The 17,060-nt window shown below is 71.0% G+C and carries 12 protein-coding genes; 8 read left to right on the top strand and 4 right to left on the bottom strand.

The genetic code is table 11. The features are described 5' to 3' along the window. The first annotated feature begins 148 nt into the window (after positions 1-148). Positions 149-1,345 carry an RNA-guided endonuclease InsQ/TnpB family protein gene (locus tag M1E25_RS12650; RefSeq protein ID WP_251414310.1) on the top strand — a complete coding sequence of 399 codons (1,197 nt, stop codon included), beginning with the start codon at positions 149-151 and terminating at the stop codon, positions 1,343-1,345. Between the two features lie 112 nt (positions 1,346-1,457). On the opposite strand, the gene M1E25_RS12645 is transcribed toward M1E25_RS12650, so the two are convergent. Beyond that, positions 1,458-2,390, bottom strand: coding sequence for an AurF N-oxygenase family protein (locus tag M1E25_RS12645; RefSeq protein WP_251414307.1), 933 nt, complete (start codon positions 2,388-2,390; stop codon positions 1,458-1,460). Between the two features lie 238 nt (positions 2,391-2,628). On the opposite strand from M1E25_RS12645, the gene M1E25_RS12640 reads away from it, so the two are divergent. Beyond that, positions 2,629-3,738, top strand: a complete 1,110-nt coding sequence (locus M1E25_RS12640; RefSeq protein ID WP_251414305.1) for a ferritin-like domain-containing protein — start codon at positions 2,629-2,631, stop codon at positions 3,736-3,738. Between the two features lie 45 nt (positions 3,739-3,783). On the opposite strand, the gene M1E25_RS12635 is transcribed toward M1E25_RS12640, so the two are convergent. Together M1E25_RS12635 and M1E25_RS12630 are read right to left on the bottom strand one after the other, a co-directional pair. Then, a complete protein-coding gene (locus tag M1E25_RS12635) occupies positions 3,784-5,307 on the bottom strand; it encodes a penicillin-binding transpeptidase domain-containing protein (RefSeq protein ID WP_251414303.1) in 1,524 nt (507 codons plus the stop codon). Further along, complete coding sequence (locus M1E25_RS12630) at positions 5,304-6,728, bottom strand: FtsW/RodA/SpoVE family cell cycle protein (protein ID WP_251414301.1); 1,425 nt, start codon at positions 6,726-6,728, stop codon at positions 5,304-5,306. Before M1E25_RS12630 ends, M1E25_RS12635 begins: the two co-directional genes overlap by 4 nt. 249 nt (positions 6,729-6,977) lie before the next feature. On the opposite strand from M1E25_RS12630, the gene M1E25_RS12625 reads away from it, so the two are divergent. From M1E25_RS12625 to M1E25_RS12605, 5 genes are all read left to right on the top strand, one after another. Further along, positions 6,978-9,737 (top strand): cation-translocating P-type ATPase, encoded by a 2,760-nt coding sequence (locus M1E25_RS12625; RefSeq protein ID WP_251414299.1) that lies wholly within the window; start codon positions 6,978-6,980, stop codon positions 9,735-9,737. Between the two features lie 187 nt (positions 9,738-9,924). Further along, complete coding sequence (locus M1E25_RS12620; protein WP_251414297.1) at positions 9,925-11,013, top strand: LacI family DNA-binding transcriptional regulator; 1,089 nt, start codon at positions 9,925-9,927, stop codon at positions 11,011-11,013. An 87-nt stretch (positions 11,014-11,100) separates the two neighbouring features. Beyond that, the gene (locus tag M1E25_RS12615; RefSeq protein WP_251414294.1) at positions 11,101-12,423 is read left to right on the top strand and encodes an MFS transporter; all 1,323 of its coding nucleotides are present in this window, start codon (positions 11,101-11,103) and stop codon (positions 12,421-12,423) included. Next, positions 12,420-13,478 carry a ketopantoate reductase family protein gene (locus M1E25_RS12610; RefSeq protein WP_251414292.1) on the top strand — a complete coding sequence of 353 codons (1,059 nt, stop codon included), beginning with the start codon at positions 12,420-12,422 and terminating at the stop codon, positions 13,476-13,478. The genes M1E25_RS12615 and M1E25_RS12610 overlap by 4 nt, the downstream gene beginning before the upstream one ends. Next, complete coding sequence (locus tag M1E25_RS12605) at positions 13,471-14,397, top strand: beta-keto acid cleavage family enzyme (protein ID WP_251414290.1); 927 nt, start codon at positions 13,471-13,473, stop codon at positions 14,395-14,397. The genes M1E25_RS12610 and M1E25_RS12605 overlap by 8 nt, the downstream gene beginning before the upstream one ends. A gap of 134 nt (positions 14,398-14,531) precedes the next feature. Here M1E25_RS12605 and M1E25_RS12600 read toward each other — a convergent pair whose 3' ends face one another. Continuing rightward, on the bottom strand, positions 14,532-16,013 hold the full coding sequence (locus tag M1E25_RS12600; RefSeq protein ID WP_251414288.1) for a condensation domain-containing protein: 1,482 nt from the start codon (positions 16,011-16,013) through the stop codon (positions 14,532-14,534). Between the two features lie 746 nt (positions 16,014-16,759). Here M1E25_RS12600 and M1E25_RS12595 point away from each other — a divergent pair. After that, a complete protein-coding gene (locus M1E25_RS12595) occupies positions 16,760-17,056 on the top strand; it encodes a GYD domain-containing protein (RefSeq protein ID WP_251414285.1) in 297 nt (98 codons plus the stop codon). Positions 17,057-17,060 lie beyond the last annotated feature (4 nt).

The raw sequence follows: 17,060 nt of genomic DNA, 5'->3' as shown, positions 1-17,060 counted from the left end.
TTCATCCCACACTCCTTGCGTGGATACCCCGTGCTTCAGCTCGGGGAGGAAACGCATCCTTGGCCCGGAGCCGTGAAGCGGCGGAGGCTCGGTGCGTATTCGTTCTGACAGTGGGATCTTCACGAACGGTGCTGATAGTTTGTGAGATGTGAAGACCGAGCCGGTGAAGCGGGCGTTCAAGTACCGCTTCCACCCCACGAACGAGCAGGCGGCGGAGCTGTCGCGCACGTTCGGGTGTGTCCGAAAGGTCTACAACCTGGCGTTGGAAGCACGCACGGTGGCGTGGTTCCAGCGCCAGGAACGGGTGAACTACAACGCCACCTCGGCGATGCTGACGCAATGGAAGAAGACCGAAGAGCTGGCCTTCCTGTCCGAGGTGTCGTCGGTGCCGTTGCAGCAGACACTGCGGCATCTGCAAGGCGCGTTCTCGAACTTCTTCGAGGGGCGGGCGAAGTACCCCCGGTTCAAGTCGAAGAAGAAGACCCGCCGCAGTGCGGAGTACACCAGGTCGGCGTTCACGTACCGCGACGGTGCGCTGAGGCTCGCGAAGTTGAAAAACCCCCTCGCGATCGTGTGGTCCCGGCCGCTTCCGCAAGGCGTGGAGCCGTCCACGGTGACCGTGTCCCAGGACAGTGCGGGCCGCTGGTTCGTGTCCATGCTCTGCGAAGACGCCTCCGTCGGGCCCCTGCGGGCCCTGGACACCGCCGTCGGGATCGATGCGGGGATCACCTGCCTGGTGACGCTCTCCACCGGGCGGAAGATCACCAACCCCCGGCACGAACGCCGGGACCGCGCACACCTGGCCAAGGCCCAGCGGGCGCTGGCGAAGAAACAGGAAGGCTCCCGCAACCGGGACAAGGCCCGCCTCAAGGTCGCCAGGATCCACGCCCGGATCGCCGACCGGCGCCGGGATTTCCTGCACCAGCTGACCACTCGGCTCGTTCGTGAGAACCAAACGATCGTGATCGAGGACCTGAACGTGCGCACCATGCTCAAGAACCGGAGCCTGGCCCGCGCCATCTCGGACGCGGCCTGGACCGACCTGCGCTCGATGCTGGAGTACAAGGCCGCCTGGTACGGCAGGAACCTGGTCACCATCGACCGCTGGTTCCCCTCCTCCAAGCTGTGCTCCGCATGCGGCACCGTCCGGGACGAACTGCCGTTGAACGTCCGCGTGTGGACGTGCGACTGCGGCACCACACATGACCGCGACGTCAACGCTGCGCGCAACATTCTGGCCGCCGGACTGGCGGTTACAGCCTGTGGAGCGGGTGTAAGACCTCAACGGGAGTCCTCCCGGACGGGGCAACTTGCTGCGAAGCAGGAAACCCTCACTGCGAAGTGAGGAATCCCCCTCGTTCACGAGGGGGAGGATGTCAACGCCGGCAGCGTATCCGTCGTGGGTGCCGGGGTGTGTCCGACGGGTCTCCGCCCGGAGGACTCCGACGGCAGTCGTGTCAGGGCAGCAACCCGGAACTGCGCCACAACTGGCGGCCCACGCCCTTCATGAGACCGAGGTCGTCGAGGAATCCCGTGAGCTTCTTCGCCCCGGCCTGCATGACGTCGCGGCGGTGTCCGCTGGCCTTCACCTGGGCGACGGCCTCGCGCCGGTCGAGGCCGACGTCCGTGTACACCTGCGGGTTGATGAACGCCTCTGAGAACACCCGGGCGGCCTGGCCGGAGCTGATCCGGGTCAACTCGGCCTCCCAGCGCGGGCAGTCGATCATCTGTCGGCGCAGTTCCTCGCGGGCGTACCGGACGTGCCGGGCCTCCTCCACCACATGGATCCGGGTCACACCGCGGATCAGCGGCTGGATGCGCTCGTCCGGGAAGGTCAGGCGCTGCATCCAGTCCAGGATCTCCTCGCCCAGCAGGGTCGCGGCGAACGAACCGGGTGTCGTGGAGACCGTCTTGAGCAGCCGGGCGAGGTTGTGGTGCAGCCGGGAGACCGGGTAGTGGGGGGTGCCACCGCGCTGGATCACCCGCGCGAACATCATCGAATGGCGGCACTCGTCGGCGATCTCGGTGAGCGCGTACCGGGTGTGGAGGCTGGTCACCGGCTTGTCGTAGATGTGCCGCACGAGCAGCTGCATCAGGATGATCTCGAACCAGATGCCCAGCGACGCCAGCGACGCCGCCTCGTGCCGGGACAGGTCGATCCGCTGCTCCTCCGACATCTTCCGCCACAGCGGGGTGTCGTACAGGGACACGAGCTCCGGTGGCCAGAACCATTTGCCGTCCTCGAAGGGCGCGTCCCAGTCGAGCTCGGTGTCGGGGTCGAAGGAGTGCTGCGCCGACGCGTCGAGAAGCCGCTGGGCGACCTGCTCGCGGTCCTTCAGCAGGCCGAGGGCGTCCCGCAGCTCCGTTACGGGTTCGGTTGCGGATGTCATGGCTGTGGCCACCTCGCTCGTGGGGTCCTGGGGTCGCTCCGGGGCGGTCCCGGCTCACCGCGCACCGCGCCGGAAGCCGTGACGGCTCCCTGCGCGGCGGGCTCGCCCCCTTATGAGACTCCGTGTCAACAAGGACGTCAATCCCTTGCGCACGACTTGTTGACCCGCAGGTAACCGACGTGTGAGCCTGCCAACCGTGCGCCCCCGCAAGGGAGTCCAGCGAACAAGGAGGGCGTCGATGCCGACGCGCGATCTCTACGCCAACGACCCGGGGGAGGGGCACTGGCAGGTGCCGGCCTCCGGGGCAGCCCGCTTCAGCTGGGAGTACGACGAGGGCCGGGAACGGCTGCTCGCCCTCTACCAGAAGGGCAAGGACAAGCAGTGGGACGCGGCGACGCGGATCGACTGGGACCTCGAGGTCGACCCGTACGACCCGCTCGGCGTCCCCGACGAGGCGCTCACCCTCCACGGCACCCGGCACTGGGACCTGATGAGCGAGCGCGACCGGGCCGACCTGCGACGCCATTACGCCTCCTGGCAGTTCAGCCAGTTCCTGCACGGTGAGCAGGGCGCCATGGTGTGCGCCGCCAGGATCGTGGAGTCGGTGCCCGATCTGGACGCCAAGTTCTACTCGGCCACCCAGACCATGGACGAGGCCCGGCACGCCGAGATCTACTCGCGCTTCCTGCACGAGAAGGTCGGGATGCTCTACCCGGTCAACGACAGCCTGCAGTCGCTCCTCGGCGACACTCTGCGCGACTCCCGCTGGGACATGCCCTACCTGGGCATGCAAGTCCTCATCGAGGGCCTGGCGCTCGCTGCCTTCGGCATGATCCGCGACACCACCACCAAGCCGCTGCCGAAGCAGATCCTCGCCTACGTCATGCAGGACGAGGCCCGGCACGTCGCCTTCGGGCGGATGGCGCTGCGCGACTACTACCGGCAGCTGACCGAGGCCGAACTTCGCGAACGCGAGGACTTCGTGATCGAGGGCTGCTACCTCATGCGGGACCGGCTGCGCGGCACCGAGGTGCTGGAGAACTTCGGAATCCCGCCGCAGGAGGCCGACGAGTACAGCGAGCGGTCGGAGTTCCTGCAACTGTTCCGGAAGCTGCTGTTCAGCCGGATCGTCCCCTGCGTCAAGGACATCGGTCTGTGGGGCGAGCGACTGCAGAAGGCGTACGTCGACATGGGCGTCTTCGACCTCGGCGACTCCAACCTGGACCTGCTCATGTCCCAGGACGAGGAACTGGCCGAGAAACTCGACGCCGAACGCTTCGCCGAGGAGGAGGCGGCCCGTACCGCCGAGGTCGGGGAGACCGTCGCCGCCGGCGCCTCGGAGGACTGACCGGGCCGTTCGCCGCTCCGGGAGCCCGGGGGCCTGCTCCGGACCTCATCGTCCGGACTGCCTCTGCCGCCCGCCGGACTTCCCGTCGCCCGTTTTCCCGTCGACCCCGTCGGCCTCCCGCACCGCCGCCCGCATCACCTCGCGGGCGATCGGCGCGGCCAGACCACCCCCGGTGAAGTCCGCCCGCTCGGCGTCGGCGTCCTCCACCACCACCGCCACGGCGACCGTCGGCCGGAACGAGCCCTCCGGCTCGGCCCAGCCGATGAACCAGGCATAGGGAACCGCCGCATTGCCCACCCCGTGCTGCGCCGTGCCCGTCTTCCCACCGACCTCGACGCCGGGAATCGCCGCGTCCCGGCCCGAGCCGACCGTGACGACGTCCCGCATCATGCGCTGGAGCAACAGGGCCGTGCTCGGACTCATCGCCTGGTGCAGCGAACGGCCTCGGGTGGTCGCGACGGTCCGGCCGCCGGGCGTTGTCACCCGGTCCACCAGACGGGGCTGCTGGATCTCCCCGCCGTTGGCCACCGCGGCCGCGACCATCGCCATCTGCAGTGGTGTCGCCGACGTGTCGAACTGCCCGATGGAGGAGAGAGCGACCTGTGACGGCTCCATCCGCCGGTCGAAGTTGCTCCGGGTGACCTTCGCGGGGATCCGCAGGCCGGCGTCGTTGAAGCCGAACCGCTCGGCGGCCTCGGCCATCCCCGTCACACCGGTCCGCGCCCCCAGCCGGGCGAACACCGTGTTGCAGGAGACCGCGAAGGCGTACCGGAGGGAGGCGTCCTCGCACCCGTCCGCCGCATTGCCCAGCCGCACGGCGGTACCGGGCAGCGTGTACGGCAGCGGACTGTCGGTGGGGGCGTCGATGTCCCGCACGAGCCCGCTGTCGAGCGCCGCCGCAGCCGTCACCACCTTGAACGCCGACCCCGGCGGATACGTCTGCCGCAGCGCCCGGTTGAGCATCGGCCGGGCGGCGTCCGCGTTGAGCCCGTCCCAGGTCCGGGCGGTGGCCGGGCCGTTGCCCGACAGCAGAGCGGGATCGTAGGACGGCGCGCTGGCCACAGCGAGGATCCGGCCGGTGGCGGGCTCGACGGCCGCGACCGCACCCCGCTTGCCCTCCAGCCCCTCGTAGGCCGCCCGCTGCACCGCGGCCCGGACGGTGGTGTGCACGTCGGCGCCGGGGCGACGGGGGCGGGTGAGGCCGTCGAGGAAGGAGAAGGACGCGAGCCGCGGATCCGTGCCGGACAGCACCCCGTCCTCGGCGGCCTCGAGCAGCGAGGTGCCGTACCGCTGCGAGGAGTAGCCGGTGACGGGGGCGAACAGCGGACCGTCGGCGTAGGTGCGCTCGTAGCGCAGCGGCTCCCCGGTGTCGCGGGAGCCGGTGACGGGGGTGCCGTCGACGAGGATGTCGCCGCGCGGAACGGAGTACCGCGCGATCGCCGGACGCCGGTCCGCCGGATTGGCGGCGTACTCGCGGGGGTGCAGGACCTGGATCCGGGCGGCGGCCACCAGAGGCGCCAGCAGCAGAAGAAGACAGAGAACGGCGGCGCGCCGGACACAGCGGGTCACGGGGTTCCCGCACCCCCCTCGGGCCGCTCCCGGGCGGGGGCCCCGGCGCCGGCCCGGGCTTCCGCCGTGCCGGAGCCGGCCGCGGGCGGCCCCGGCGAGGGCCTCCGTGCGCTGTCGCTGATCCTGATCAGCAGGGCCACGATCACCCAGTTGGTCACGACGGACGAGCCGCCCTGGGCGAGGAACGGCATCGCCATGCCGGTGAGCGGAATGAGACCGGTGACGCCGCCCGCGATCACGAACACCTGGAGCGCCACGATCGACGACAGGCCGGTGGCGAGCAGCCGGCCGAACGTGTCCGGCAGCGCGAGGGCGACGAGGTAACCGCGGGCCACCAGCAGCGCGTACAGCACCAGGACGGCCGTCAGGCCCGCGAGCCCCAGCTCCTCCGCGACCGTGGCCAGGATGAAGTCGGACTTGACCGCGAACCCGATGAGCAGCGAGTGCCCCTGGCCGAGCCCGGCGCCGAGCACGCCGCCGGCGGCGAAGGCGAACAGCGACTGCGCGAGCTGACCGGGCCCGCGCCCGGCGTCGATGCTCGCGAAGGGGTGCAGCCAGTCCGAGACGCGGCTGTGGACGTGGGGTTCGAGCGTCCCGACGGCGTAGGCCCCGACCGCGGCCAGCAGCAGTCCCACCGCGATCCACCCGGTGCGGCCGGTGGCCACGTAGAGCAGGACCACGAACAGGCCGAAGAACACCGTCGAGGTTCCGAGGTCCCGCTCCACGGCGAGAACGCCCACCCCGGCCAGCCAGATCGCGACAACCGGCCCCAGGGCCCGGCCGCTGGGGAAGGTCAGCCGCCACAGGCGCCGGCCGGTGTGCACGAGGGCGTCCCGGTTGGCGGCCAGGTAGGCGGCGAAGAAGACGGCGAGCAGCACCTTGGCGAACTCGCCCGGCTGAATGGAGAGGCCGGCGAACCGGATCCAGATCCGCGCCCCGTTGACCGCGGGGAAGAAGATCGGCGCGAGTATCAGGGCCAGCGCGGCGACGACGGACAGCCGGGCACGGCGCTGGAGGGCCCGATGGTCGCGCAGTGCCACCACGACCGCAGCGAACAGCGCGACACCGAACGCGGACCAGATCAGCTGGGCCGGGGCGGCCCGGTCCGCCGGAGTCTCCAGGTCGAGGCGGTAGATGAGGACGAGTCCGATGCCGTTGAGCAGCACGGCGATCGGCAGCAGCAGCGGGTCGGCGTAGGGCGCGCCGAGACGGACCGTCAGATGGGCCAGCAGAGCGAGCCCGGCGAGCCCGGCGCCGTACTCGGTGGCCCCGCGCGGCAGCGGGCTCCCCTGCGCCCATCCGACCTGGGCGTACCCGAGGACGGAGATGGCCACCGCGCCGACGAGCAGGACCAGTTCGGTACCGCGTCTCTTGCGGGGCCGGAGCGCTGACGGGGGCAGGGCCGCTGTCGTTGCGGTCATGCCCGGCAACGTAGCAAGCAATGCGCTTAATGTCGGCGATGTCATGGTTCGGCGTGCGGGGCCGGGTCGCGCGGGGTCGTGTCCTGCCGGGCGCCGCCCGCGCTCCCGTCCCCGCGGCGCCCGGCGCCGGAGTCGCGCCGTGGCCACGGGGTGTCGCGTTCGGCGGGGCTGCCTGACGGCGTGTGAACAACCCCCGAACGACGTCACATATGAACCCTTTGCCGCATATGGGTCGGTAGGCTCTGCGCGGTGAGGAGTCGGCACGGGACATGGCTGCGCCCGACCGGGGTGAACCCGGAAGAGGCGGCGGAACTGCTGCTGCGCGACCTCCACAGTTCGACCCGGGGACTGTCGAGCGCGGAGGCGCAGCGGCGTCTGGTGCAGTACGGCCGCAACGAACTGACGCGCCGGGGCGGCCCGCGCCGGCCGGCCGAGCTGGCCCGCCAGTTCACCCATCCCCTGGCCCTGCTGCTGTGGCTGGCCGCCGCGCTGCTGCTGATCGTGGGATCGACGGCCGTCGCAGCAGCTGTCGTTCTGATCATCGTGCTGAACGCGGCCTTCGCCTTCGCCCAGGAGGTCCAGGCGGAGCGGGCGGTCGAGGCCCTCGCGCAGTACCTCCCGCAGCGGGCGAAGGTGATCCGGGACGGGGCGTCCGTGGAGACCGACGCCGCCGAACTGGTGCCGGGCGACATCGTGGTGATCGAGGAGGGCGACCGGATCGCGGCCGACGTACGGCTGCTGGCCGGCGCGATCGAAGCCGACATGTCGGCCCTGACGGGGGAGTCCGCCCCGGCCTTGCGCTCGGCCGCGATCCTGGACGTCGACGTCCCCGTCCTGCGGGCGCACGACCTGGTTTTCAGCGGTACCAACTGTACCGGCGGCGAGGCGCGCGGAGTCGTCTTCGCCACCGGCATGGCGAGCGAACTCGGCCGGATCGCAGCCCTGTCGGAGCGGGTCGTGCAGGACGTGAGCCCGTTGGAGCGTCAGGTCCGGCGGGTGGCCTGGCTGATCGCCGCGGTGTCGGTGGTGCTCGCGCTCGCCTTCATCCCGGTGGCCACCTTCGGCGGGGGCCTGTCCGTGCTGCAGGCAGCGGCCTTCGCGGCCGGCCTGCTGGCCGGCATGGTCCCCGAAGGCCTGCTGCCCGTGATCACGCTGGCCCTCGCGGTGGCCGTCCGGGCGCTGGCCACCCGCGGAGCCCTGGTCAAACGGCTCAGCGCCGTGGAGACCCTCGGTTCCACGGACGTCATCTGCACCGACAAGACCGGCACGCTCACCGAGAACCGCATGCGCCCCGTGGCGGTGTGGACTCCGGCCGACCTGATCGACCTCGAGCGGCCGGGCCCCGCGACTCCGCCCGTCACCGGCCCGGCGGCCCGGGCGGCCGGCCGGATCGCCGCTGCCTGCAACAACGCACGACTGAAACCGGGCGAGGAGGCGAGCGGAGACCCCACGGAGGTGGCGGTCCTGCTCGCCGCGCAGGCACTCGGCGCGGACACGGACGTGGACGGACGCGAGGCCGGACGCCGCTGGCAGTTCCACTTCGAGCCCGAGCTGAAGCTGATGTCGACGATCGACCGGCACGGCCAGGACCTCATGGTGCACACCAAGGGCGCGCCCGAGTCCGTCCTGCCGCGCTGCACGGGGCTGTTGGACGAGCACGGCCGCCGCGTGGCGCTCGACGAGGCCGCGCGGACACGTATCACCGCACGGGTGGACGCCTTCGCCGCCGAAGGACTGCGCGTCCTGGCCCTGGCGCAACGGTCCCTTCCGGGGGGCGAGCGGCCACCGCACCGGCGGGCCGACGCCGAGCACGACCTGTGTTTCGTCGGCCTGATCGCCATGCTGGACCCCCCGCGTCCCGAAGTCGCCGAAGCCGTCGAACACTGCCGCACCGCCGGAATCCGCATCATCGTCATCACCGGTGACCATCCGCTGACCGCGGCCGCCGTCGCCCGGCGGGTCGGCATCACGGGCGAGCACCCGCGCACCGTCACCGGGGACGAACTCGACCGGCTCCACGAGCACCGGATTGCCGAGCTGGTACGGGACGAACCCGAGATCATCTTCGCCCGGGCGTCGCCGGAGGCCAAGCTGCACATCGCAGATGCCCTGCGCGACCAGGGGCACGTGGTGGCGATGACCGGCGACGGCGTCAACGACGCCCCCGCCCTGCACCGAGCGGACATCGGAGTGGCGATGGGACGTTCGGGCACCGACGTCGCCCGGGAGGCGTCGACCATGGTCCTCACCGACGACAACTTCGCCTCGATCGTCGAAGCCGTCCGGGCCGGGCGCCGCGTCTACGACAACGTCCGCAAGTTCATCACCTACATCTTCGCCCACGCCACACCCGAGGTCAGCGCGTTCCTCGTCTTCGCCGCCTCCGGCGGAGCCGTCCCGCTGCCGCTCACGATCCTCCAGATCCTCGCCTTCGACGTCGCAGGCGAGACCATGCCGGCCCTGGCGCTCAGCCGGGAGCCGGCCGAGCCCGGCCTGATGAACCGGCCGCCGCGGCCGCGCAGCGAAGGCATCATCCGCGCCCCCATGCTGGTGCGTGCCTGGTTCTTCCTCGGTGTCCTCGTGACCGCCCTGGCGATGGCCGGCTTCTTCTACGTCCTCCTCCGGGCCGGCTGGCACCCCGGGGCGCCGACCGGGCCGGGCGAGCCGCTGCACCACGCCTACCAGCAGGCCACGACCATGACCTTCCTCGGAATGATGGCCGGTCAGATCGGCACCGCGTTCGCCGTGCGCACCCAGACGGCGTCCCTGCGCTCCGTCGGCGTCCTGTCCAACCGGTACCTGCTGGCAGCCGTCGCCGGGGAACTCGTCCTCGCGGCCGTGTTCGTCTACACCCCGACGTTCCAGGAACTGCTCGGCACGGCCGCCCTCCCCGCGAGCACCCTGGCTCTGCTGCTGCCCTGTCCGTTCCTCGTGTGGGGCGCGGACGAGCTGCGCCGCCGGCTCGTGAGGTGGCACGGGGAGTGGCGGGCGGGCCGGGGCGTCCGGTAGGAGCGCCGCCCGGCCCGGTGGTCGCACAGCGGCACCGGAGGGCGGGGGGCGTTTCCCGGCCCGTCCCGAAATGCCGTACCCGGCCGCCGGGAGGGCGGACGTGATCGTCGCAACTTAACGTTGCTTATCGTTCGGCGGCTCCTTACGGTCGTGCAGCACGTCGCAAGGAGCGCAAGGAGGTGCCGCGATGAAGCCGCCGACGAAACCGGTGAAGAAGATCGGGGTGCGCGCCCTCCGCGTCTCCGCCGCCGACGTGGCGCGGGCCGCCGGGGTCTCCCCGGCCACCGTCTCCTACGTGATGAACGGCCGCCCCGGCGTCTCCACCGAGATGCGCGAGCGCATCCTGCGCATCGCGCAGGAACTGGGGCACACCGCGAGCAGCCGTGCCGACCGCCTGCGCTCGCAGCGGACCCGGGTGATCGGGCTCGTGCTCACCGACATCGCCAACCCCTTCTACACGGAGGTGGCCGCTGGCACGATCGACGCCGCCCGCCGGCAGGGGTACGAGGTCTTCCTCGCCCACACCCAGGAGGATCCGCTGACCCTGGCCGGTGTCGTCGACACGATGATCGCCCGGCAGGTCGACGGGGTGGTGCTGACCGTGCTGCACCCCGACGACGGGGAGGTGATCCGTTCCCTGCGCAGCGCGCACCTGCCGTTCGTGCAGCTCTCGCGACGCATTCCGCACCTCGAGGCGGACTTCGTCGGCATCGACGACACTGCCGCGGCGTCCGAGGTCATGGGGCACGTCCTCGACCACGGGCACACCGACATCACCGTCATCGCCGGGCCCCGCAACTCCAGCGCCTCGGCCGCCCGGGCCCAGGGGTTCTCGCGCACGGCGGAGAACCGCGGGGTCGAGCTCGTCGGCATCCACCGCATCAACACCTATCTCACCGAGGACGGGGGCCACCGTGCTGTTACCAGGATCCTTGCGGACCGCCCTCCGCCCCGGGCACTGGTCTGCGGCAGCGACGCCATCGCCGCCGGCGCGATCGGCGCCCTGCACAGCCGCGGCATCCGGGTGCCCGACGACGTCACCGTGACGGGCTTCGACGGACTCTTCCCGGACACCTCCCTGATGGGCGAACTCACCACGGTGAGCCAGCCCCGCCGGGAGATGGCCGAACTCGCGCTGGAACTGCTGATCCACCGGATCGAGGGCAGCGGCAGGGCTCACCGGACCAACATCCGCCCCCACGCGCTGCGCATCGGGACCACCTGCGGGTGTCCCGGAAGAGGGGCGAGCGCCCCCGAGTCGCACGGGCGCCCGTAACTCCCACCACGTCCTCCGCAACGTCCCGCCGCCGCGGAATGATCCGCCCCGGCCTGCCCGCCTGCCGACAAACCGATTGGACCTGCCATGTCTTCTGGCGCCGCCCCCGCGGCCCCCGCGAGCGCGGACCTGAACCGGCTGATCTTCCGCAAGCTCATGCCGCTTCTGATCGCGTCCTACATCATCGCGTTCATCGACCGAACCAACATCGGACTGGCCAAGGAACACCTCGAGGCCGATCTCGGGATCTCCGCCGCCGCGTTCGGCCTGGGCGCCGGTCTCTTCTTCGTCGCCTACGCGTCGTTCGAGGTGCCGAGCAACCTCATCATGCACCGGGTCGGGGCACGGCTCTGGATCACCCGGATCATGATCACCTGGGGCCTGCTGTCCGCGGCGATGGCCGTCGTCCAGGGTCCCGCCTCCTTCTACGTGCTGCGGGTGCTCCTCGGCTTCGCCGAAGCCGGCCTGTTCCCGGGCGTGATGCTCTACCTCACCTACTGGGTCGGGCGTGAGCAGCGGGCACGCGCGAACGGCTACTTCCTGATCGCCGTCTGCATCGCCAACATCGTCGGTGCCCCGCTCAGCGGCGCGCTCCTCGGCCTGGACGGCGTCCTCGGATGGCACGGCTGGCAGTGGATGTTCGCGATCGAGGGGATTCCCGCGCTCCTCCTGGCCTTCGTGATCTTCAAGTTCCTGCCCGACCGGCCCGCCGACGCCACCTGGCTCACCGCGGAGCAGGCCGCCGAACTGACGCGACGGCTCGAGGCCGAACAGCAGGACGGCGCCGCGGCATCCGGGACGCACTCCCTCGCCGGGGTGTTCAAGGACAAGAAGATCCTGCTGGTGATCCTCGTGTACTTCACGCACCAGATCGCGGTCTACAGCCTCACGTACTTCCTGCCCAGCATCATCGGCACGTGGGGCGAGATGTCCGACTTCACCATCGGCCTGCTCACCGCGCTGCCCTGGGTGGCGGCGGCGCTCGGCACCACGTTCCTGCCCCGGTTCGCCGACTCCCCGGCGCGTTCCAGCCGCCTCCTGGTCGGCGGCATGGCCGCGATGGCGGTCGGCCTGGTGATCGCGGCGGTTTCGTCCGCGGCGGTCGCGCTGCTCGGCTTCTGCCTGGCAGCTTCCTGTTTCTTCGTGGTGCAGTCGATCCTGTTCGCCGTGCCCGCCTCGCGGCTGGCCGGTGTCGCGCTGGCCGGCGGCCTCGCGCTGGTCAACACCCTCGGCATACTCGGCGGATTCCTCGGCCCGTTCGTAATGGGGCTCATCGAGGACAGCACGGGCAGCCCGCTGTCCGGGCTCTGGTTCGTGATCGCCCTGGTCGCGGTCGGCGCCCTGGTCAGCCTGACGCTGCGCCCTCAGGGGACGGCGCGGAAGGCCGAGACGGCGAAGGCGGGGGCATGAGCGGGCGGATCCTCGTGGTGGGGGCGGGGGCGATCGGCGGTGTGACCGCCGCGCATCTGACCCGGGCCGGGCACGAGGTCGTCGTGCTCGACGCCGACCCCGAGCACGTGGCGCTCCTGAACGAGCCAGGGCTGCTGTTCGACGAGTTCGGCAGCTGCTCGCGGGTGTTGATCCGGGCCGTCGAGAGTGCAGAACGGTTGACCGGACGCTTCGACTACGCACTGGTGACGCTCAAGTCCCTGCACCTGAAGGCCGCGTTGACACCGCTGGTCGAGGGCGATCTGGTCGAGACGTACGTGTCGCTGGGCAACGGGCTGGTGCAGGACGCCGTCGAGGAGATCGTCGGCCCGGGCCGGCTCGTCACGGGCATCGTCGAGTGGGGGGCCACCAATCTGGGGCCGGGGCACCTCCGGCAGACCACGCGGGCCCCGTTCGTCGTGGGTGAGGCCGACGGCTCGTCGTCGCGGCGTGTGAGCCGGCTGGCGGAGATCCTCGCGGACGCGGCGCCCGGCACCCGGGCTTCCCCGCAGATCAGCGGACAGGTGTGGTCGAAACTGCTGCTGAACAGCACCTTTTCCGGACTCGGAGCCGTCGGCGGCGGGCTGTACGCGGACGTCGCCGCCGATCCCGTCGGCCGCGAGGCGGCCTTCCGGCTGTGGACGGAGGGGTACGACGTGGCGACCGCCCTCGGGGTGCGGCTCGACGAGATCTTCGGTATCCATCCGTCGCAGCTGGTCGTCCGCTCCGCCGGCGATGTGCCGGCGGCGACCGCCGCCTTGGCGACCGTCATGTCCGGGGCCGCGGCCACCAAGGCGTCCATGCTGCAGGACCTCGAACGGGGCGCGCTCACCGAGGTGGACGTGATCAACGGCGGCGTGGTCGCGACCGCCCGGCGGCTCGGTCGGTCCGCCCCGCTGAACGCGGAGATCGTCACCCTTGTGCACGCGTACGAGCAGGGTGTCGGCGCTCCGGGCCCCGGCGCCTTCGCGCGGCTCGCGGCCCTCGGCGCCGGCCGCCCGGTTTCTCCGATCCCGAAGGAGCACACTCATGGATGACCAGGTCGTCATCACCTGCGCGCTGACCGGGGGCATGACCGTGCCCACGCAGAGCGAGGCCATTCCGATCACCGTCGAGCAGATCGTGGAGGAGGGTGTCCGGGCTGCCGAGGCCGGCGCGTCCGTGCTGCACGTTCACGTGCGGGAGGAGGCGACCGGGCGGCCCGTCGCCGACCTCGAGCTCTTCGACCGCGTGCTCACCGAGCTGAAGCGGAACACCGACGCGGTGCTCCAGCCGACGACCGGCGGAGGCCGCGGGATGACCGTCGAGGAGCGGGGCTCGGTGCTGACGTTCCGCCCGGAGATGGCGACGCTCAACGCGGGCAGCATCAACTTCGGGCTGTTCCCCGTGGCCGGGCGGGACCTGCCGTTCGAGCCGTGGGAGCGCGACTACCTGGAGGGGAGCCGCGACTACATCTTCAAGAACACCTTCGCCGACGTCACGTATCTGGCGCAGCTGATGGAGGAGTCGGGCACCCGGCCCGAGATCGAGGTGTACGACGTCGGCCAGCTGTACAACCTCCAGTACCTGGTGAAGGAGGGGGTGCTGCGGCCGCCGTTCAACCTTCAGTTCGTGCTCGGGGTGCTCGGGGCGAACGCCGCGGAGCCGGACCAGCTGCTGCACATGCTGCGCACGGCGCAACGGCTGTTCGGTGAGGACGCGTTCACCTGGTCCGCGGCCGGGGTCGGATATCCGGGCGAGTTCCGGATGGCCGGGCTGTCGCTGATGCTCGGCGGCAACGTCCGGGTCGGGCTGGAGGACAACCTGCGGGTGGAGCGGCGCAAGGCCGCCGGGTCCAACGCCGAGTTGGTGGAGAAGGCCGTCAGGCTGGCCGACCTGTACGACCGCCGGCCGGCGACCCCCGGCGAGGCGCGGCGTGTCCTCGGCCTCAAGGGCGCGGAGGGAGTGGCGTTCTGAGCCGCGCTCCGTGGACTCGGTGAGGGGCCGCCTGCAGCGGCAGGTCGTCACATCCGGACGAGGGCCCCGGACTCGGCGGATCGCCGAGTCCGGGGCCCTCGTCCGTCATGCAGGCGCCGGCACATCGGATCCGGTCAGCGAGCCGGGCCCGGGAGTTCGCTGATCGCCGCCTCGGTCCGGGCACGTGGCAGGCCCTCGTGGGCAACCGAGGCCGGGCCGGGCACGACCGGGCGGTTCCGCGCCACTGAGACGACGATGTCCCGCAGTTGCTCGACGTACAGGCGCATGTTCTTGTACGCGACGTCGGTGTCCGGATAGCGGCTCGCGAACTGGAGGCCCTCGTGGAGCCTGGTGATCCACACGCACACCTGGTCGCCGTACGAGACCCTGAGCAGACCGTACGCGTTCAGCTCGGCCCAGCGTTCGGAACCGGGGATGCCGCGGGCGTCGACGAACGAGACGATCGAGTAGAGGTCGGGTGACGTCGGGCGGAAGTCCGAGCCGAGCAGGCGCAGGACCCGGGCGATCGGGATGCGAGCCAGCGGCCTGTTGGCCCGAAGAGCGGAGCGCACCATCCCCATGACGCTGTCGAAGTCGAGTGCCTGCGACGTGGGGATCTCGATCGGTGCACCGCCGACGTACCACCCCACGGAGTCCAGCCACTGGGACTTGGCCCTGGTGTGGAACGGCACGACCGTCCGGTAGACGGACTGACCGCCGATCTCACGGACGATGAGGCTCGTGGCGGCCAGGACGCCGACCAGACTGCCCCCGAAGGGCCGGCAGTACGACTCGAATGCGGCGGCGTCGTCGGCGTCCACGAGCATCTCCTGCATGAGCTGCTGAGTGGGCAGCTCGCCGCCGGGGGACAGTCCGAGATCGACGGGAAAGCCCGGCAGCTTGCCGTCGCAGCGGTTGATGAACTCCCGCCAGCGGTCGACGATCGTGTGTGTGGTGTCCACCTGGTCCGCGTTCGCCCGTTCCATCCCGCAGAAGTCGACGTAACTGCCGACCGGCGTCCGCTCCACGGCTGGGCCGTCGGCGCCCGCCGCGCAGAGCTCGTGGATCTCGGCGGGGATGCGCTGGAGGGAGTAGGCGTCGACGTTGCTGTGGTCGAAGGCCATGTACACGCTCGTGCAATCGTCCCGGACGACCGCCGCGTAGATGAAGTTCGGCCAGGCGAGGGCGTCCGCCGCGACGTCGAAGCGGTCCTGCAGGTAGCGGACCAGCTCTGTTGCGTCGGAGAAGTCGCCGATCACCCTGCGCTGCAGTGACACGGCATCGGCGTCGAGAGTGAACCGGCGCATGTCGTCGCCGACCCAGCGGAAGCCGCTGCGCAGCGTCTCGTGCCGCAGTGTCCAGCTGCGCAGGGCGTTCTGCAGGACGTCCAGGCCGACCGTGCCCGGAATGTCGAATGCCGTGCCGAGCCAGGTCGGCACGAACAGGCCGTCCTCGCGCACGGATCGGGCTGTCCTGATGTGGGACTCCTGGACGTATGCCGGGGGCCGGGAGTCTTCCGGCAGGGCTGTCGCCGTCTCGACGGTCCCCGGATCGAGCGTCCACTCGACGAGCAGTCCCGGCCGAACCTCGCAGCGCTGGATGTCGGTCACGCGCACAGGGACGCCTCCACTTCGCAATTGGTGCAGAGCGGTAGAAACTGTACAGGGGGTGGGGTGGTTGCGGTCCGCGCCCGGCCGCGCGGCGGACAGGTCGTGAGGTATCAGTCGTGAACCGGTGTGTCCCCGCGGACGGTGCGAACCGGTGACGGGCGTTCACACGGGAGCCGGCGCCGGTTGCCCACGCCGCGCGGGAGGTTCGCGCCTGCGATGAGGCCCTTCGCGGTACCGGAAGGGCCCGGGGGTGCCCCGGTCGAGCTCGAAGCCGTTGGGGTGGCCGGAGTGGCCGCAGTCAACTTCGGGTGGAAAGCCGGTCGTCGGTGAACCCGGGAACCGGGTCGAGGCCGAGTGCCTGCAACTGGACTGCGCCGGCGTGGTGTTGTGGCAGCGGACGATGCCGGACCCGCTGGAATCCGCGCTCCTGTCGGCGTTCGGGCCGCAGAGGGCCGCGGCGCCCTGTCCGACCGGGACGTGCTCCGGCCCGGCGAGGGCGGACCCCGCCCTCTTGGGGAGTCCGGGCGCACGGACCACTCCCGGGCGGTGCCCCGGGCGCGGCGGTGTGGGGACTGCGCCGGGGGAGCCCCACGACGACACGGTTCCCGTCGTCGTGAGACCCCCGATCCCGTGGGCCGCCTGCCTGCCTTCGGGCCCGCAGCCACCGGTCGCGGGCGCTGCGGCGTGCCCGTCGTCCCCATGACGTCCAGAATTGACACAGGACGCGTCTTCTTCATGGGGGTGTGGCGGCCATGCCGACCTACGTCACGTTGCTGAACTGGACCGATCAGGGGATCCGGAACTTCGAGGACACCACGCAGCGCGCGGAGGCCTTCGCCGCGGCGACGCAGAAGCTCGGCGTGAAGCTCCTGGACTTCTACTGGACGGTCGGACCGTACGACCTCCTGGCCGTCGTCGAGGCGCCGGACGACGAAACCGCCACCGCGGCGCTGCTGCAGGTCGGCGCACTGGGCAACGTCCGCAGCACGACCCTGCGGGCCTTCGGCCGGGACGAGATGGCCCGCATCATCGCCAAAGCCACCGGCTGAGGCC

It is taken from the genome of Streptomyces meridianus, assembly GCF_023703325.1.
Classification (GTDB): domain Bacteria; phylum Actinomycetota; class Actinomycetes; order Streptomycetales; family Streptomycetaceae; genus Streptomyces; species Streptomyces meridianus.
Note: the sequence above shows the minus strand (reverse complement) of the source record. Positions and strands in the feature narration are given on the sequence as shown.